The sequence below is a fragment of the Celerinatantimonas diazotrophica genome (assembly GCF_004339545.1).
In the GTDB taxonomy this organism is placed as follows: Bacteria; Pseudomonadota; Gammaproteobacteria; order Enterobacterales; family Celerinatantimonadaceae; genus Celerinatantimonas; species Celerinatantimonas diazotrophica.
Genome location: NZ_SMGD01000015.1, coordinates 68859 through 87447 on the forward strand (window position 1 = coordinate 68859; position 18589 = coordinate 87447).

Here is an 18589-nt window from a genome sequence, read left to right on the forward strand (position 1 = left end):
TAACGCATCTGGCGGAACCTTCAATCCAGCCAACTACACCATCACTTATGTACCGGGCAAGTTGACGGTGGACAAAGCGCCACTGACGGTGACGGCCAACGATGCCTCTAAGACGTTTAATGGGCTGGCGTATAAAGGTGGCAATGGTGTGACCTATTCTGGTTTGGTGAATAACGAAACCGGTTCAGTCATAGGTGGAACACTAACCTATGGTGGTTCTTCCCAGGGGGCCGTCAATGTGGGCAATTATACCATCGACGTGTCGGGCCTGACGTCGGGGAATTATGCCATCAGTTATGTACCGGGTCAGTTGAATGTGACGGCACCACCCAGCGCCCAGCCGAATGCCAGCTTAAGCGTCAATGCGCCGACCCTTAAACCGGTTCAATTGTTTGCCAGCGCAGGAAGTCAGTTAGTGACTTATCCAGCTGGCTCTATTGAGACTACGGTCCGTAAGGGTGCGGGTACTGAAGGGGCTTCCGCTACTGGTGCAAATACCAATGGGCAAGGGGATATTATGAGCACGCAAGACATTCACCTGTCGGGTGCGGTGTGTTTTTCGGGCAGTGATAATGCAATTTCTTGCAGCGCTAACTAAAGGGCGAGATAGATTTATGATGGTATCGAACAAACTGACGCCAGTGATGGCAGCACTTGCATTGGCCGGATGGTCCCTGATGGTGCCAGCCCCCGCGTTTGCTCAGACAGCGAGTCAGGTAACACAGCCCAGCTATGCTCCGCCGGTGACCCGTCCGGCACAAGGTGGCGGTCTGAATGTCCCAGCGACGTCCGGCCTGACGGCTCCGGCGGGCGCGGATAAACTGTTTGTCACCCCTTCAGGGCTGGCGGTTCAGGGGCAATTGCCTGCACTGCAAGCTGCGACGGCCAAAATAGCGGCGACTATCAAAGACAAACGCGTGAGCGGGACGGCCCTGTTTGCGGCTGCCCGGGCTCTGGAAACCGCCTATGTGCGAGCAGGCTATCTACTGGCCCGTGTCACCCTGCCTCCGCAGACTCTTAAAAGCGGTATGCCGCTAAAATTGATTGTGACCCTTGGGTATGTGGAACGCATTGATGCGTCGGCCTTTCAGGGGGCCACACGTCGTCGGATTGAGGCGGTATTGCAGCCTCTGGTGGGCAATCATGCGATCACCAAGGGCGAACTGGAACGGCGGTTGTTGCTGGCGGGGGATATCCCTGGGGTGTTGCTGAAATCCACCCTGAAAGCGGGCGACACGCCGGGTGCCACCGAGCTTGTGGTGACGGGGCGCTATAGCCCGGTGACATTTAGTGCCGCCGTTGATAACAGTCTGGGCTCGGGACTGGGGCATTACAGTGCCAGTCTCGGGGCTAACTTTAACAATACTCTGGGCCTTGGCGATGTAGAGTATTTGCAATTAGGGGGCTATCCGGGGCGCAACAACAACGTGTTCACGGGGGAACCACGCAACCGCCAGATGGTCGCAGGGGTGACCGTGCCCCTGTCCATCAATGGAGTTTGGCTGAACGTGGAGGGGGTGGACAGTCGGACCCATCCGACATCTAGCCTCAGTTATACGCTGCTTGACCACTATCAACGGTTGTCGGCGAAGGTGGGCTACAGTTGGATCCGTAGTCGTAACCTGAACACCAGCTCCGAGATTGGTTTTGGTATCGAAAACGAAACGCAGAAACTGGCCATCGGCGGAAATCGCACGAACTGGAGCAAAGACCGGCTGCGGGTGCTGCGGGTGACCCAAAATGCCAATGTGTACACTCGCTGGGGTGGGGTTCTGTCGGGGAGTGCCACGGCGTCTTTCGGATTCGACGGATTAGGCGCCCGGCATGGGACAACGGCGTTGCCCCTGTCGCGCAGTGGTGCGAGTCCGAATTTCACCAAGCTGGCCATCAGCGGGCGCTATTCGCAACCGTTTGCGCAGAACCGGGTTCGGTGGTCCTTGTCTGGCAAGGCCCAGACCTCTTTTGGGGATGTGATGGCGTCCTCTGAGGAATTTGGCGTGGGCGGTTTTGATGGACTCTCGGCGTTTGAGGGCGGAGCCTTGATGGGCGATTCAGGGGCGATGGTGCGCAGTGAGCTGGCCTTTCCATTGGTTCTGCCACGGTTTGGGTCTGAGTCCACGTTGGGCACAGCCGTGGCCCCGTATGTGTTTGGGGCGGCCGGGGTGACCTCGTTGGAACAACCGACAGCGGTGGAGCATGCCACCACCTATGCCAATTCGTTCGGGGTTGGTCTGCGCTTTGGGGTGTCGCAAGCGGACTCATCCAATGGCACGACGCTCATGCTGGAATATGCCCACGGGGATCAAACCCATGGCCCGGTGGAAAACCGTTTCAATTTACGCTGGCTCGCACAGTTCTGACGGGCCGGTTGAGCAAGGCGCCTTCAGCCGTGATGGCGGCTGAGGGGGTGGTATTTTAACCCAAAAAGAGTGAATAAAGAGAGTGATGAGAATTCGTTTGAAGGCGGTTTTAGCATGGTGGACCGCGTCCCTTGTTGTGGCCTCGCCGCTGGTGTTGGCCGCAGGCACTGCGACATCGGTATCTTCTGAGCCTGTTGCGACGAGCGCCACTTATGGCAATTGGGTATTGCACTGTGTCCGAACCCCTTCGTCTGCAGCGGGCAAGCACACTCAGGTGGGTGCGGATAGTTGTGAAATTGTGCAATCAGCGCAAGTGCGCGGGCAATCACGTCCGGTAATGGAAATGGCCATTGGGCGATTGCCGGGGCAAAAAACGTACCGGGTGACGACGGTCCTGCCGACGAATGTATCGATCCCGGGCCGGGTTCACGTGTCGATAGATGGCAAAGCCGATAATAAAGAAAAAGCGGGGTTTGACCTTGCGCTGACGCGCTGTCTGCCTGGCGGGTGTGTGGCCCAAGCGACATTGCGTCATCGGATGCGAGAGCAGATGAGTGCGGGGAAAACCGGACAGCTTCGCTTTATGAGCGCCGATGGGCAAACGGTCGGCATTCCGCTGTCCTGGATGGGCTTTTCTCAGGCCATGAAGGCGTTAGAGAAAAAGGATTAGATAGATAATAGGTAACACTGGGCGCATGTGCGCTCTGGTGTAACTATTCTGGCCCCACAAATTTTGCATGAGATCTGTTTATTATAGAAACGATCTCATTTTTTTATCTTCCTCTTTATGAATGCTTTATTCTGCCATCCAAAAGGTTGTTATCACCGAGAAGACGTTGCAAATACAATACTGAACAGAGAGCGGGTAGTTTTAGCTGTTTATTGGAGATCTTGAAGCGTTTTGAACGGTTGCTAAAGGCGTTAGATTGGTTCCAATCAGTCAGTCAACGCCCTGTTGATCCAGCAAAACATTCGCGTTTTTGGCTTTGCCCGGCGGCTTAACCACGATTAGATTATGCCGTCATCCTCCATGATAACGCGTAAGTTAATAGTGAGGAGTGTCGCGAATGATTATCCAGCCGAATGCGTGGGTGAAACATGCATTCTCCCACCTAGACGGTAGCGAGAAGACGGGTGTAAAAAGCGTACATAAGTTACAATTTGATTGTGTGCCCAAGTGCGTCGCATGAGCATCAGGCAGGGTTCATTCTGTTCTATTTGGAGCACTTTGGCTTGTTCCTGTTCCGGCATAGTTGCATCCACAATATGCTCCATCTCATCAACGGGTAATTGCCCAAGTAGGTATTGTGAAGGCGTTAGCTCTTCACTAAAGTTTTGTTCAATAAAATTGCTGGCAACGGCAGGATTGACAAACCGATTCTCCAATTGTACAGGCATATCTTCTTCATAGTGGATGCAGATGATGTGATAAACCGATTGGCCTGTTGAAATGGATAACGCTGCAGCGATTTCAAAAGATGCAGATTCTCGAGAAAGTTTAATGACTTCACAGCGGTATCGATGATTACGGGCACGAATTTCATCCCCAATATTGGCAATCATTAACAGGCTTGACTGAGGTTTGCGATCAGCAACAAAAGTGCCAACTCCCGCTACACGGTTGATGATCTGCTCTTGAGCGAGTTCTCGCAATGCTCGGTTAACGGTCATCCGTGATATTTTAAACTGTTCGACCAACTGATGCTCTGATGGAATTAACATGCCGGGTAACCACTGGCCAGATTCTATCTGGTTTGTCACATATAGTTTGACTTGCTGGTACAATGCTTGGGGAAGTTTCTGACCCGGCATGTTGTTCTCCAAAATAGGTGCTATCACAGAGGTTAAATTGCTTCGCCAACGCCGTTAGGTGCGATAAAAGCACGTTATTGTAGCAGTGCACGAAGCTGAATCAAACCAAGTCGATTAGTGTTCTTCATACATTTCGCTGGGACTGAGCCATTGGTTTAAGGCACTGGTTTCAATGAGTGCTCGCGCTTTGGCTAAATCAGGGGCAAAGAAACGGTCTGTTTCATAATGTGGTACTTGCTTGCGAACCACATCAATGACCTCTTGCAAAGCGGGGCAAGTTTTTAAAGGTGTATGAAAATCAACCCCTTGCACACTGGCAAGTAGTTCAACAGCAACGATAGCACTGCTATTGCCTGCCATCTGTTTTAAGCGCCGAGCTGCATACGTTGCCATGGATACATGGTCTTCCTGGTTGGCTGAGGTTGGTAAACTATCAACGCTGCCAGGATGCGCCAAACTTTTGTTTTCTGATGCTAGTGCCGCTGCGGTCACTTGAGCAATCATAAAGCCTGAGTTAACACCGCTTTCTTTAACTAAGAAGGCGGGCAGTCCTGACATATTCGGATCCACTAACTGTGCAATGCGTCGTTCACTTAAAGCGCCCATTTCGCTAATTGCAATCGCCAAGTTATCGGCAGCCATGGCAACAGGTTCAGCATGAAAATTGCCACCAGAGAGCACATCGCCTTGTTCGGCGAAGATCAGAGGGTTATCAGAAACTGCATTGGCTTCGCGTAAAATAATAGCTGCGGCATGGTTAATCTGATCAAGACACGCCCCCATGACTTGCGGCTGACAGCGCAATGAATAGGGATCTTGGACGCGGTCACAATTGATGTGTGAATGGTGGATTTCACTATCAGTTAACAGTTTACGATAATGGCTGGCCGCTCGGATTTGTCCTAATTGGCCCCGAACTTCGCCGATGCGTGGATCAAATGGAACATAGGATCCTTTGAGTGCTTCGACGGTTAATGCTCCTGCGATCACGGCACTGGTATAGACCTGTTCTGCACCGAACAACCCGCGCAGCGCTAAAGCTGTGGATGTTTGTGTTCCGTTGATTAGTGCCAACCCCTCTTTAGGACCCAATTCGATTGGTTGTAATCCTGCTTCGCTAAGCCCCTCGAGAGCATCTTTAATTTGCCCTTTATAGCGAACCTGACCGACGCCAATCATTGCGCAGGCCATGTGTGCCAATGGCGCTAAATCGCCAGAAGCGCCAACAGAGCCTTGTTCAGGAATACATGGATAAACGCCACCGTTGTACATTGCTAATAAGTGTTCGATTAACTCTATACGAACGCCAGAAAAGCCTCGTGACAATGAACCAACTTTTAATGCCATAATCAGCGCTACACTGGCATCATCGAGCAATTCGCCAGTTCCTGCTGCGTGGGATAATAATAAATTACGCTGCAGTTGACTCAGCGACTCGGCTGGGATTGAGGTTTGAGCTAGCAAGCCAAAGCCCGTATTAATTCCATAGACAGTCTGCGAATTGTCTAAAATGGTTTTAATCTGCTGATGACTGGTCTCAATCTCTTGATACGCGCTTGGTGCCAGTGTCAGTGTTGGTTGTTGAGTAAAAATCTGTCGCAGTTCATCTAAGGTGAACTGTCCGGGGTGAATACATATCGATGTTGGCATGTCGTCCTCGTGTACAACGTGTTTGTTATTTTATCTCTTTAATATAAGTACATGTATATACAGCTGCAAGCTATTCTTCACTTAAATTTACCATTTAAGTGTTATTAGGGACTGTTGACCTTTGGTGATTAGTTTTGCAGAAATCTGAGAGGGATTTAGGCAAGGCAAACGTTGTGCCGTGTCGTTATTCTCCACAAAGAACGTTTAACGCTGGATAAATTCCTCTCAGATACTGCCCTTGGGGTTCATTTAAACGCATCCTGAACTTTGTTGCCCGCTGCTTGCTTAACTCATTAAGCGACGCAGGGGGCGCCGCGTTCAAAATGCGTTTAATTTGAACAAAATTCAACCACCAAAGGTCAACAGTCCCTAGTTAATGGAACGCTGGTTAAAGCTGCTGATCGGCACTTAAAAAAGTGAAATGGATCAAGCTGTACAGAATTCTTCAGGTAAAAGTGGTACGGATAAAGAAATAGTGTGGTATTTTATTTGAAACATTGTTTTATTTATATATTTGTTCGATAAAAGGAGCGCACCATGCAAATCGCGTTGATGAACGAATTTAGTCAAGCGGCTAAAAACCCAATGATCTTAAAAGAGCTGCAGGGCGTTGCTAATCAACAAGGTCATCAAGTCTTTAATGTCGGAATGAATGGCGATGATGATCATCGCTTAACGTATATTCATCTAGGCATTATCGCCAGCTTATTATTAAATTCCAAAGCAGTTGATTTTGTGATTGCGGGCTGTGGGACTGGCCAAGGTGCCTTGATGTCTCTGAATGCTTATCCTGGTGTCGTTTGTGGTTACTGTATTGATCCAGCTGATGCTTATCTATTTGCGCAGATTAATAACGGTAACGCGCTGGCTATTCCGTTTGCGAAAGGCTTTGGTTGGGGAGCTGAACTGAATCTTCGTTATATTTTTGAAAAAGCCTTTACGGGTGACACGGGGTTAGGCTACCCACCAGAACGGCGTGATTCTCAAGTTGCCAATGCTGGCATTTTAAATCGTGTGAAACAGGCGACTGGAAAAGCGTATTTGGATGGGCTCAAAGCGCTTGACCCTGAACTTGTTAAAACGGCGGTTGGTGGTGAACGCTTCCAGCAATGTTTCTTTGAAAACTGCCAAGATGCCCAATTGACCGATTTTGTTAACAGGGTATTGAACTAACAATACAAACTTCCTTGGTTGAATCAATAAAGCCGCAATTGCGGCTTTTATTTTTGAGCCACGGTGGTCGGCGGGGCGGGTACTTTGCTTGTTTGAGCAACCATGATTAATTGGTCAGTCGCAAATCCTTTTGATTTGGCTTCGTTTATCAGTCTATTGAGGGTTTCTTTCGGCAGCGTTGGTGTGCGTGATAATATCCACAAGTAGTCTTTATTGGGGCCTGCAACCATGGAATAACTATAATCACTGGCTAAATCGAAGATTGCATAGGTGCCATAAAACGGACCGAAGAATGAAACCTTAAGATAGCCTTCGTGATCTGAGTGCACAAAATAAGCCTTGCCAATAGCCTGACTCCATTTCTTTTTCGCAATGGAATAGCCACGATTAATGACTTTTATCCCGCCATCATCACGCAGACTATATGTTGCACTCACGTGGCTTAAGCCAGATTCAAAGCTGTGGTCAAGGCGCGCTATTTCATACCATTTGCCGAGGTAGCGTTGTGCGTTAAAGTCGCGAACTGGTTGAACACCATGGGGCAAACTAGTACAGCCAGTTAACAGTAATAGCGGTAGGGTTGCCAGAGTCCATCTTTTCATCTGCTTCTCCTTGGATGATCACGTTTATTTTAACGCCTTTGTTGATTAAGCAATAAGTTAGTTATATCTGTTAGAAAGAATTTTTGCATCTTATATAGCTTGATTTTTTAGACGTCTATATGTCTTTATTGCTAAATAAAGTCGTCATGATATAGTAATCGCCATACATGAGATACTTTAATAGGGGGATAAATGGTCAGGCTTTCTTTGGATTCTAAGCTACCATCTCTGGGAACCACGATTTTCTCGCAAATGAGCGCATTGGCACAAAAATATCAGGCGATCAATTTGTCGCAAGGTTTTCCCGATTTCGATGGTCCTGACTATTTGCAGCAGCGATTGGCGTATCATGTTGCTCAGGGTGAAAACCAGTATGCCCCGATGACGGGCGTTCGGTCACTGACTAAGGCGATCGCTCAGAAAAACAAAACTCTTTATGGTGATACGATTGATGCAGATAGCCAAGTTACAGTAACTGCCGGTGCCACTGAAGCTTTGTATGCTGCGATTACTGCATTGGTTCGCCCCGGTGATGAAGTGATCTGTTTTGACCCCAGTTACGACAGTTATGCCCCAGCTGTTGAACTGTCTGGCGGCGTGTTAAAACGTTTGCCTTTGCAACCCCCTGAGTTTCGCGTGGATTGGCCGGCGTTTAGCAAGTTACTTAGTAAACAAACGCGGTTGGTGATTTTAAATACGCCACATAATCCGACTGGAACGCTCTGGCAGGCCAGTGATTTTGCAGCGCTCTGGCAGGCAATTAAAGATTTTCCGGTGTTTGTCTTGAGCGATGAAGTGTATGAACATATCTGTTATAACCCCGGTGGCCATGTCGGTGTGCGAAGCCATGCACAGTTAAAAGAGCGCGCGGTGGCTGTATCATCTTTTGGTAAAACGTTCCATATGACGGGATGGAAAGTGGGATATTGCATTGCTCCAGATTACATTAGCAGCGAAATCCGTAAGGTACATCAGTTTCTAACATTTGCTGTCAATACGCCTGCACAACTGGCGTTGGCGGATATGCTGAATGCCCAGCCTGAACACTATCTTGGATTACCCGAGTTTTATCAGGCTAAACGTGACCGCTTTATTGATGCGTTATCCAATAGTCGCTTTAAAGTTTTACCCTGTCAGGGCACTTATTATTTGGTCGTGGATTACAGTGCAATTTCAGATATGAATGATGTGGATTTTTGTGTGTGGTTGACTGAGGAAGTTGGTGTTGCTGCGATTCCTTTGTCCGTTTTCTGTGGTCAGCCATTCGATCATAAACTGATCCGTTTGTGTTTTGCGAAACAGCAAAGAACCTTAGATGCTGCGGCAGAACGATTGCAAAAAATCTAGTTTCTCAGGCGTGTGGCTCGCTATTATTTTTTTGGGGCATTGCCTCGTTAGATTAAGTCAGCGCCAATAAAGCGTGCTTTTGAATCAGGTTAATCAGTGTGATATGAAGCCGTTCGGTAACCGAAGTGTGTGGTGATTAAGTGCTTTGTCGTACTTTGTGACCCGAGCAGTATCATTGTCCTTATTAATTTAATACCAGTTGGCAGTTATTCGGCCAATAGTTGGTGTTTAGGCTTGAATCAAAACGATCTCTGATGCCATCTTAATGCAAGAAATTGCCTATCGTCGCCCCTTTGCGGTTTCCGCTGCCTCGGATGCCGCCTAGCGTTTCAATGCTTAAAATCATCAAGGTTTGTTATTGTTTTTGTGGTTGTTGCAAATTCAGCGAGTCAATTAACTCAGCGGTGCTTTTTCGATGGAGAATTTTATCAGCATGAAATTCTCCAACTTAACAGATATTTTCCACAATTTATTGGTTACACTATCAATATTGTTAGCTCGCTTAAGATTGGGTATGGAAGTAGAAGAGATTTATCGTCGAGATTTAAATCTGTTAGTGGCGCTACGAATTTTGGTCGAAGAACGCAGTGTCAGCCGAGCTGCGAATCGTTTAAACCTAAGTCAGTCAGCCATGAGTCGGGTTTTAGGTCGCTTACGTAGTTTACTAGCGGATCCCTTATTCACACGTCAGGGACAATATCTTATTCCGACTGAAAAAGCGTTATCGGTGAATAAGGCTTTAGGTGAACCGCTTGAGTCTCTTCGACAACTCTTGTCCCCCATCGATTTTGATCCCAAGTGTTGTGATCAAACATTCACGATCGCAACGACTGACTATGCGATGCAAACCATTTTACCCTTTGCTTTGCCGCGTATTTATCAAGAAGCACCGAATGTTGCATTTGAGTTTTTGCCACTCCAAAATGAGCATTTGAAAGATCAGCTCACCTATGGCAGAGCTGACTTAGCGATTTGTCGCCCAATCCACTCAATTGAAGCATTGCATTATGAAATCTTGGGTCGTGTCGGGGTGTTATGCTTATTGTCGAAGCAGCATCCACTAGCGAATGAACAAATGGGAATCGATGACTATTTGAAGTTCCCGCATGCCATGATTGCCATTAGTGATGGGGTGAAATCACTCATTGAACAGGCTCTCGAAGATAAACCTAAACGGCGTATGGTTTTGAGGGCATATCATTTAGAGGCGGCGTTAGCGATTATCGAGATGATGCCTCTTATTATCACCGTACCTGCCGATTTGGCCTACTTAGTCTCTGAGCGTTATGATCTGAGTGTAAAACCTTTACCATTTCATTTTACGCCGTTTGATTATTCAATGATTTGGCACCCTCGTTGTGAACATTCACCTGCTCAGAAGTGGTTGAGAAGCATCGTAAAAGAAGAATGTGGCAGGTTAATCGCTAAGCGTGTGGAAGATATGGGGCTGGATGAATTAAGGCCCTGAGAGGGCCTTACTCGATAGAGATCTAAAGCTTTATGACAACACGCCCGGTATTCTGACCGGTGGTGATTTTCTCTGCATATTGTGGTGCTTCATTTAAGGTGATTTCGGTACACGCTTGTTCAAAATACTGAGCAGGTAATAATTCTGCCAGTGTTTCCCATGCGGCCATACGTTTTTCACGTGGACAGCTGACTGAGTCCACACCTTGCAAGCGTACATTACGCAAAATAAATGGCATGACCGTCGTGGGCAGGTCAAATCCTCCGGCAAGGCCACAGGCCGCGACCGCGCTGTTATAATCCATTTGCGATAAGACTTTGGCTAACACTTTGCTGCCCACTGTATCAATGGCACCTGCCCAGACTTGTTTTTCTAACGGACGGGCCGGTTCTTCAAATGCGCTGCGATCAATCAGTTGATTTGCACCGAGTTGTTCGAGTAATGGACCATTTTGTTCGATACGGCCCGTCACCGCAGCGACTTTATAGCCAAGTTGAGAGAGTAGGGTGACTGCAACAGAGCCGACACCCCCACTGGCACCGGTCACCAAAATCGTGCCGTCTTTGGGTTGAATATCCGCGTCAATTAAAGCCTGAACACACAGCATCGCAGTTAGGCCAGCGGTGCCAACCATCATGGCTTGTTTGGCGCTGAAGCCATGTGGCAGTGGAACCAACCAGTCTGCCTTCAGGCTGGCTTTTTGCGCCATCCCTCCCCAGTGGTTTTCGCCAACGCCCCAACCGGTCAATACGACAGAGTCACCTTCTTGGTAACGCGAGTCATCTGAACGGAGTACTTGTCCTGCTAAATCGATTCCGGGGACCATCGGGAAATGACGGATAATTTTGCCCTTGCCGGTAATCGCTAGGCCATCTTTATAATTCAGTGACGAGTAATCGACTGCGACTAGCACTTCACCTTCCGGAAGATGTGATTCATCAAGTTGTTCGATCGTTGCAACGGTTCTTTTCTCTTCTTGATTTAGGATTAAAGCATCAAACATAAAGGTCTCCAAATAGGGCGAGGACAAATTGACGGCAGTCTAGCGCTGATAGCTCTATGAATTAAATGAAGCTTTAGCATATATGGATATGCAAAATAGTCATACATATTGTAGGTGTATCGAATGAATGTGTATGGCGCTGAACAGGCTCGCTGAGGTTATATATGCATAATAATCATGATTTAAATGTAAATAAGTCATTTTACTCATACACTCATTTCCATGATATTAATGCGGTTATTTGATCCTGAAGTTTTCATATTAAACAGGCTCATGCGCCCACAATCTTGGGGGGCACGTTTGCTATGAGAATTAATCAGTTAGAGGAAAAATCAATGACTAAGTTAACGGATGACATCGTATTCCAATCGGGTGGTAAGCTGCATAATCGCATTGTCATGGCACCCATGACGATCCAATCTGCGTTTTTCGATGGTGGGGTCACCGATGAAATGATCACTTATTACGCCGCGCGCGCGGGTGATGCAGGTGCGGTCATTATCGAAAGTGCGTTTGTTGAAAAGCATGGCCGAGCATTCCCTGGTGCGCTGGGGATCGATACGGACAGCAAAATAAAGGGCTTACGCAAGCTCGCTGAAGCGATTCAAGCCAAAGGCTCAAAGGCAATTTTGCAGATCTACCATGCAGGACGGATGGCAAATCCAGAATTCAACGGTGGGCAGCAACCTATTTCTGCCAGTCCAGTTGCAGCTTTGCGTGATAATGCAGAAACGCCATTGGAAATGACTCAAGCACAAATCGAAGATATGATTGAACGCTTTGGTCACGCTGTGAAACGAGCGATTCTTGCCGGTTTTGATGGGGTCGAAATTCACGGTGCAAACACCTATCTCCTCCAGCAGTTTTTCTCTCCACATTCAAACCGCAGAAGTGACCAATGGGGAGGCGATATTGAGAAACGTACGACTTTCCCGCTTGCTGTGCTGGCAAAGACAAAAAAAGTGGTTCAAGAACAGGGTACATCCGATTTTATTATCGGTTACCGATTCTCTCCAGAGGAGATTGAACAACCAGGTATTCGTTTTGCAGATACAATGTATCTGTTAGATAAGCTAGCAACATGTGGTTTGGATTATTTACATTTTTCCATGGGGAGCTGGGCTCGTAACTCGATTGTGACGCCAGAAGATCTCGAACCGCTTATCAATAAGTACCGTCAACTGCAGTCGGATACGTTGGCGAAAGTGCCGGTGATTGGTGTCGGGGGGATTGCGCAACGTCGTGATGCTGACCAAGCCCTTGAACAAGGTTATGACCTCGTTGCCGTGGGTAAAGGTTTCTTGGTTGAGCCCACTTGGGCGGCGAAGGCGCTTAACAATGAATCGTGTGCCGAATTTGCTGATATTGAGCAACAAAAAGAGTTAAAAATCCCAACGCCATTATGGGAAATCATGGACTACATGATTGTCGATAGTGCCGCTGAAGCGATTAAACACCAACGAATTAAAGAATTGCAGAGCATTCCGATCAAGTTTAATGCGGGTGAATATACGGCATTCGGCCGTGGTCATAACGATGACTTGCCTGTGACCGTGACTTTCTCTGAAGAAAAAATTCTCAATATCGTTGTCGATTCCTCTAAAGAATCAGATGGGATTGCCAACCCGGCATTTGAACGCATTCCACAACAGATTCTCGATGGTCAAACGCTCAATATTGATGTGATTTCAGGGGCAACGGTGAGTAGCCAAGCTGTGATTGATGGTGTGGCTAACGCTGTGGATCTTGCTGGCGGTAACTCTGAAGCACTGCGCTGTAAAGCGAGAGAAGCGATTGAGTGGTCAACTAAAATTGTTGAAGAAACAGTCGATATTGTGGTCGTTGGTGGTGGCGGTGCCGGTTTAAGTGCAACACTGACGGCATTGGATCAAGGCAAATCGGTTATTTTACTTGAGAAATTCCCTGCGATTGGTGGGAATACCGTCCGTACCGGGGGATGGGTGAATGCGGCTGAACCTGCGTGGCAGAATGCGTTTGATGCACTTCCTGGTGAAAAAGAGACATTAATGCACCTTGCCGATACCCCTGAGTCTGAGTTTGCTGAGGAATATTTAGCCGACTTTAGAACGTTGAAATCTCAACTGGATGGTTATTTCACAGAGCTAGAAGCAGGCAAACACTATCTCTTCGATTCAGTTGAACTGCACCGGATTCAAACTTATCTGGGCGGTAAACGTACCGATCTCAATGGTGAATCAATTTATGGTCAATATGATCTGGTACAAACGCTCACTGCTCGTTCAATGGAGTCCATTGATTGGCTGACTGAGAAGGGCATCGATTTTGACCGCAGTGTGGTTGAGATTCCAGTGGGGGCATTATGGCGTCGCGCGCATAAACCCAAACGTCAAAAAGGCGTTGAGTTTATTGACAAGCTATCAAAACGCGTTCAGGAGCAAAATGGTCGCATTATCACGGATACACGTGCGACGGATCTCATCGTTGAAGATGGTAAGGTTGTTGGAATTAAAGCGCTGCAAGCCGATGGGACAAAACTTGTTCTGCATGTGAATAATGGTGTGGTCATGGCCTCGGGTGGTTTTGGCGCTAATACGCAAATGATCAAGAAATACAACACCTATTGGAAAGAGATTGCCGAAGATATCAAAACAACGAACTCCCCAGCACTGGTTGGTGACGGGATTGAGATTGGTGAAAAAGTGGGTGCCGATCTCGTCGGTATGGGCTTTGTGCAGTTGATGCCAATTGGCGATCCAAAATCGGGTGCATTGTTGACGGGCTTGATTGTACCCCCTGAAAACTTTGTGTTTGTGAACCAACAAGGTAAACGTTTTGTGGATGAATGTGAGAGTCGCGATGTGTTATCTGGAGCCATCTTCGACAACGGTGGTCTCATTTATATGATTGCCGATGAAAATATTCGTCACACTGCGGCTAATACGTCAGATGAAACCATTGAACGAGAAATCAAAGAAGGCATCATCATTAAAGCGGACACCATTGAAGCATTAGCTGAAAAAATTGGTGTGCCTGTACAGACGTTGTCGAATACGATTACCCAATACAATCATTACGTTGAGCAAGGGCATGATCCTGAGTTCAATAAGGGTGCGTTTGGCCTCAAAGTGGAACAGGCCCCATTTTATGCTACGCCACGTCAACCGTCAGTCCACCACACGATGGGCGGCTTGAAAATTGATACCAAGGCACGGGTTATTGGTAAAGATGGTCAGGTGATTCAAGGCTTATATGCAGCTGGTGAAGTTGCCGGTGGGATCCATGCGGGTAACCGTTTAGGGGGGAATGCCCTGATTGATATCTTTACCTATGGTCGTATTGCGGGTGACAGTGCTGCTAATCTTGTGTAGCAGCAGCTCAATAGAGTAGGTTGTATAGAGGGGAGTTTTGCTCCCCTCTTTTATTTTATACGCGATGACGATATGACGATGAATAGCTATAGCGTAAGATTTGAAATGATGGGCACCTTTATTGATTTGGTGGTTTACCATCCAAACGGTGAGCAGCTCATTAAAGAAGCCTATCTTCAATTACAGGATTACGCGACTCGATTTACGGCCAATCAAGCCGACTCTGAGTTGATGCGCGTTAATCAAAGTGCCGGTATTGCACCTATCGCCGTTGCACCAGATCTCTTTGAGCTGATCAAGCTCGGTAAATATTATAGCGAAGATGTCAGCACTCCCTTTAATATTGCGATTGGTCCTTTGGTTAAGACGTGGCGTATTGGCTTCAAAGAAGCGAGCGTTCCATCCCAAGCAGTTGTCCATGAAAAACTGGCATTAGTTGATCCCAATCAGATTATGTTGAATGAGCAAGAGCACTCGGTGTTTCTTCGCCAGAAGGGAATGGAGATCGACTTAGGTGCGATTGCGAAAGGTTATTTTGCCGATCAAGTGAAGCAAAGGCTGATAGACGCAGGGGTAGAGAATGGCTTTATCAGTTTGGGTGGCAATGTGCTCACGATTGGACATTCACCTAAGAATAGCAATAAAGCTTGGAACGTGGGGATCCAGAATCCATTATCCGAACGCGGTGATGTGATACGAATCGTCCCGCTTAAAGGGATGTCGATGGTTACTTCTGGGATCAATGAACGTTTCTTTGAATTCAATGGCCAGCGCTATCACCATTTGTTGGATGGCAAAACGGGAATGCCGCTTGCTACCGATATTGCAAGTCTGACCATTGTGTCTAAGCGTTCCGTGGATGGCGAGATTTGGAGTACTGCGGGCTTCCTTTCTTCTGCTTCGCAATCGATCCATTATCTCAACGCGATTGAAGGGATTGAGGCGGTGGTTATCTCAGTAAAAGGCGATGTGATGATAACGAGTGGGTTAGTCGAGTATAAACAACACTCAACGGACATCGCTCTGTTGTTGATGCAATAGTATTTAGTGCCAACAAGCGATCGCTTCGTTAGCTTGAAGATGCAAAGCACACCGGCTAGATCCAAAGAAGGTCATGGCCTAACGTTGAATGACTCTGGTTTTATAATTCTAAGCAATTCTATTTTTTTGCGCTTTTTCCCATAACTTATCTATCCGGTTTTACCCGTGTTAATTCAATTGATGGTGATGTGTTCAACATGGCGTTTGTTGATTTCAGTTTGGCTGATACTGATTTGTTAGTTTTTGAGTGTATCTACAGAGGCATGAAAATAAATAGTGTCATGATGAAGTATGCTGCGATATTAATGTGCATGAGCTTGAATGCATGGGCTGCACCTCATACAAGATAGATGTAAGAATTGAAAGTCATCAACAGGTTGTATAGTTTGAGCCTTTTTCTGTTGCTTTGAGCCGATGGGGAAAGACAGAAGCGAGTATTTGCGCGTATCATGGCCAATTACTTGGCAAAATAATGGTCTGCTACTTGAAACTAAGATGAAGTTACCGTGATGGTAATATGGCTTCTCATTCTTAAATGTGAGTCTTCGTCGTGGCGAGTCTAGGTAAAAATGTCAGCATCGCCTACAAAGATGGAGTTTATTTTTGGACATACTCAGCAAAGATTCATCCTGCAAAATGGCACTTAGTCACGCAATAGTGGGTCATTGATGGTAAATAAAAATACCTCAAACCTTGGAACTCTTAATCCCCTGCAATAACAGACACCATCTCATGAGTGTCGTTTGATAAGCTATCATCGGCTGTGGCTAGCGAAAGAAATTTATGGTTTCGCTATAGTTGCTCAGAGCCAAAGCAGTAACAATTGCCAATAGCTACAACTGAGCATTGGCAGATGCTGAGAATAAATGGTAGCCGATTAGATGACCATTGATTGTTTATAAAGCTAAGATCAGCGAAAATAGTGGCCAGTTACGATTAACACGACGGATTTGACAGGCGAGGCACTCTAAAGAGAGTACTTCTAAAAGCGTGTACAAATCCGTGTACAAACTAAAAAGAATTTATACATGGAAAACCAAAATTTGCTTAATGAAATCAATAAGCGAAGAACCTTTGCGATTATCTCGCACCCGGATGCGGGGAAAACAACTATTACCGAAAAAGTACTTTTGTTCGGACATGCCATTCAAACAGCTGGAACGGTGAAAGGACGGGGCAGTGATCATCATGCAAAATCTGACTGGATGCAGATGGAGCAAGAACGTGGGATTTCGGTCACTACCTCGGTGATGCAGTTTCCATATGCTGATTGCATTGTGAATTTGTTGGATACGCCTGGACATGAAGACTTCTCAGAAGATACTTACCGCACGCTGACCGCGGTCGATTCATGTTTGATGGTGATTGATGCCGCCAAAGGGGTCGAAGCTCGAACGCGAAAATTGATGGAAGTAACGCGGCTGCGTGATACACCGATCCTTACCTTTATGAACAAGTTAGATCGCGATACTCGTGACCCAATGGAGTTACTTGACGAAGTTGAAGATGAGTTAAAAATTGCTTGTGCTCCGATTACTTGGCCAATTGGTTGTGGGAAAGAGTTTAAAGGGGTTTATCACATTCAGCGGGATGAGATTATTCTCTATAAAAGTGGTCAAGGCCATACAATTCAAGAACGCCGGGTGATTGAAGGTCTGGACAATCCGCAAGTTGAGCAAGCGATTGGTTCTGCATTGGCCCAATCTCTGCGAGAAGAGTTGGAACTGGTCATTGGTGCCTCAAATGAGTTTGATGAAGAGTTATTTTTGGCTGGTGAATTAACGCCTGTATTCTTTGGTACCGCACTGGGTAACTTTGGTGTGGATCATATGCTTGATGGTTTAACCGAATGGGCACCGGCACCGAAGCCTCGACAGACTGATCTCGGTGAAGTGACTGCTCAAGATGCCAAATTCAGCGGTTTTATCTTTAAAATTCAGGCGAATATGGATCCTAAACATCGTGACCGTATCGCTTTTATGCGCGTGGTTTCGGGTGAGTATACCAAAGGTATGAAAATGCACCATGTGCGTTTAGGCAAAGGGGTTAGTATCTCTGATGCCGTGACGTTTATGGCCGGTGATCGAAGTGCTGCAGAGCGAGCAATTGCTGGAGACATTATCGGTTTACATAACCACGGAACAATTCAAATCGGCGATACCTTTACTCAAGGTGATGCATTTAAGTTCGCTGGGATCCCTAATTTTGCGCCAGAAATGTTCCGTCGGATCCGCTTAAAAGATCCGCTTAAACAAAAACAGTTACAAAAAGGGCTGATTCAGCTCTCGGAAGAAGGCGCGGTGCAAGTTTTTCGACCGCTTCGCAACAATGATTTGATCGTTGGTGCCGTAGGGGTATTGCAGTTTGATGTGGTGGTTCACCGACTTAAAACAGAATATAAAGTTGAAGCGATTTATGAAGCGATCCATATTGCGACTGCACGATGGTGTGCATGTCAGGACTCTCGTAAATTAGATGAGTTTCAGCGCAAAGCTTCAGAGCATTTGGCATTAGATGGGGCTGATAACTTAACCTATTTGGCGCCGACAATGGTCAACCTGAATTTAGCGATTGAACGGCATCCTGATATTGAGTTCTTTAAAACTCGTGAACATTAAGCACAAAGTAGCATGAAGGGATATTAGCGTCAGCTCTCTTCTTTGCGGTTGTTAGATGCATTCCTTAGCGTTTTAATTGTCTTATAGGATGATTAAAACGCTTTTTTGTGCGCTCTTTCGATAGACAATGTGTCGATATTTTATACACTCTAAGTATCGGTGATT

13 protein-coding genes are annotated in these 18589 nt (G+C 46.8%); 9 read left to right on the forward strand and 4 right to left on the reverse strand.

The window, feature by feature from the left end:
• From EV690_RS18275 to EV690_RS13695, 3 genes are all read left to right on the forward strand, one after another.
• Nucleotides 1-598, forward strand: a 598-nt coding sequence (locus tag EV690_RS18275) for an MBG domain-containing protein (RefSeq protein WP_267901934.1), incomplete at its 5' end; no start/stop codon positions are given.
• Nucleotides 573-2360, forward strand: a complete 1788-nt coding sequence (locus tag EV690_RS13690; protein ID WP_224054995.1) for a ShlB/FhaC/HecB family hemolysin secretion/activation protein — start codon at nt 573-575, stop codon at nt 2358-2360. The genes EV690_RS18275 and EV690_RS13690, both read left to right, overlap by 26 nt.
• 85 nt (nt 2361-2445) lie before the next feature.
• Nucleotides 2446-3030, forward strand: coding sequence for an invasion associated locus B family protein (locus EV690_RS13695; protein WP_131913574.1), 585 nt, complete (start codon nt 2446-2448; stop codon nt 3028-3030).
• A 401-nt stretch (nt 3031-3431) separates the two neighbouring features.
• On the opposite strand, the gene hutC is transcribed toward EV690_RS13695, so the two are convergent.
• Both hutC and hutH read right to left on the reverse strand, forming a co-directional pair.
• Nucleotides 3432-4172 (reverse strand): histidine utilization repressor, encoded by a 741-nt coding sequence (gene hutC, locus EV690_RS13700; RefSeq protein WP_131913575.1) that lies wholly within the window; start codon nt 4170-4172, stop codon nt 3432-3434.
• A gap of 114 nt (nt 4173-4286) precedes the next feature.
• On the reverse strand, nt 4287-5822 hold the full coding sequence (hutH, locus tag EV690_RS13705) for a histidine ammonia-lyase (RefSeq protein WP_131913576.1): 1536 nt from the start codon (nt 5820-5822) through the stop codon (nt 4287-4289).
• Nucleotides 5823-6359: 537 nt separating this feature from the next.
• On the opposite strand from hutH, the gene EV690_RS13710 reads away from it, so the two are divergent.
• Nucleotides 6360-6995: an RpiB/LacA/LacB family sugar-phosphate isomerase gene (locus tag EV690_RS13710; protein ID WP_131913577.1), complete on the forward strand. Its 636-nt coding sequence runs from the start codon at nt 6360-6362 to the stop codon at nt 6993-6995.
• A gap of 47 nt (nt 6996-7042) precedes the next feature.
• On the opposite strand, the gene EV690_RS13715 is transcribed toward EV690_RS13710, so the two are convergent.
• Nucleotides 7043-7597, reverse strand: coding sequence for a lipocalin family protein (locus tag EV690_RS13715; protein WP_131913578.1), 555 nt, complete (start codon nt 7595-7597; stop codon nt 7043-7045).
• A gap of 192 nt (nt 7598-7789) precedes the next feature.
• Here EV690_RS13715 and EV690_RS13720 point away from each other — a divergent pair, with 192 nt between their 5' ends.
• Both EV690_RS13720 and EV690_RS13725 read left to right on the forward strand, forming a co-directional pair.
• Nucleotides 7790-8944 (forward strand): pyridoxal phosphate-dependent aminotransferase, encoded by a 1155-nt coding sequence (locus EV690_RS13720; protein WP_131913579.1) that lies wholly within the window; start codon nt 7790-7792, stop codon nt 8942-8944.
• Between the two features lie 514 nt (nt 8945-9458).
• Entirely contained in the window at nt 9459-10412 is a 954-nt protein-coding gene (locus EV690_RS13725; protein WP_131913580.1) for a LysR family transcriptional regulator, read from the forward strand.
• Between the two features lie 22 nt (nt 10413-10434).
• On the opposite strand, the gene acuI is transcribed toward EV690_RS13725, so the two are convergent.
• A complete protein-coding gene (gene acuI / locus EV690_RS13730) occupies nt 10435-11415 on the reverse strand; it encodes an acrylyl-CoA reductase (NADPH) (protein WP_131913581.1) in 981 nt (326 codons plus the stop codon).
• Between the two features lie 335 nt (nt 11416-11750).
• Between acuI and EV690_RS13735 the strand changes: the two genes are divergently transcribed.
• The 3 genes from EV690_RS13735 to prfC all read left to right on the forward strand — a co-directional run bounded on the left by EV690_RS13735 (nt 11751) and on the right by prfC (nt 18424).
• The gene (locus EV690_RS13735) at nt 11751-14765 is read left to right on the forward strand and encodes an NADH-dependent flavin oxidoreductase (protein WP_131913582.1); all 3015 of its coding nucleotides are present in this window, start codon (nt 11751-11753) and stop codon (nt 14763-14765) included.
• A gap of 72 nt (nt 14766-14837) precedes the next feature.
• A complete protein-coding gene (locus EV690_RS13740) occupies nt 14838-15806 on the forward strand; it encodes an FAD:protein FMN transferase (RefSeq protein ID WP_131913583.1) in 969 nt (322 codons plus the stop codon).
• Between the two features lie 1028 nt (nt 15807-16834).
• Nucleotides 16835-18424: a peptide chain release factor 3 gene (gene prfC, locus EV690_RS13745; protein ID WP_131913584.1), complete on the forward strand. Its 1590-nt coding sequence runs from the start codon at nt 16835-16837 to the stop codon at nt 18422-18424.
• Nucleotides 18425-18589: the final 165 nt, after the last annotated feature.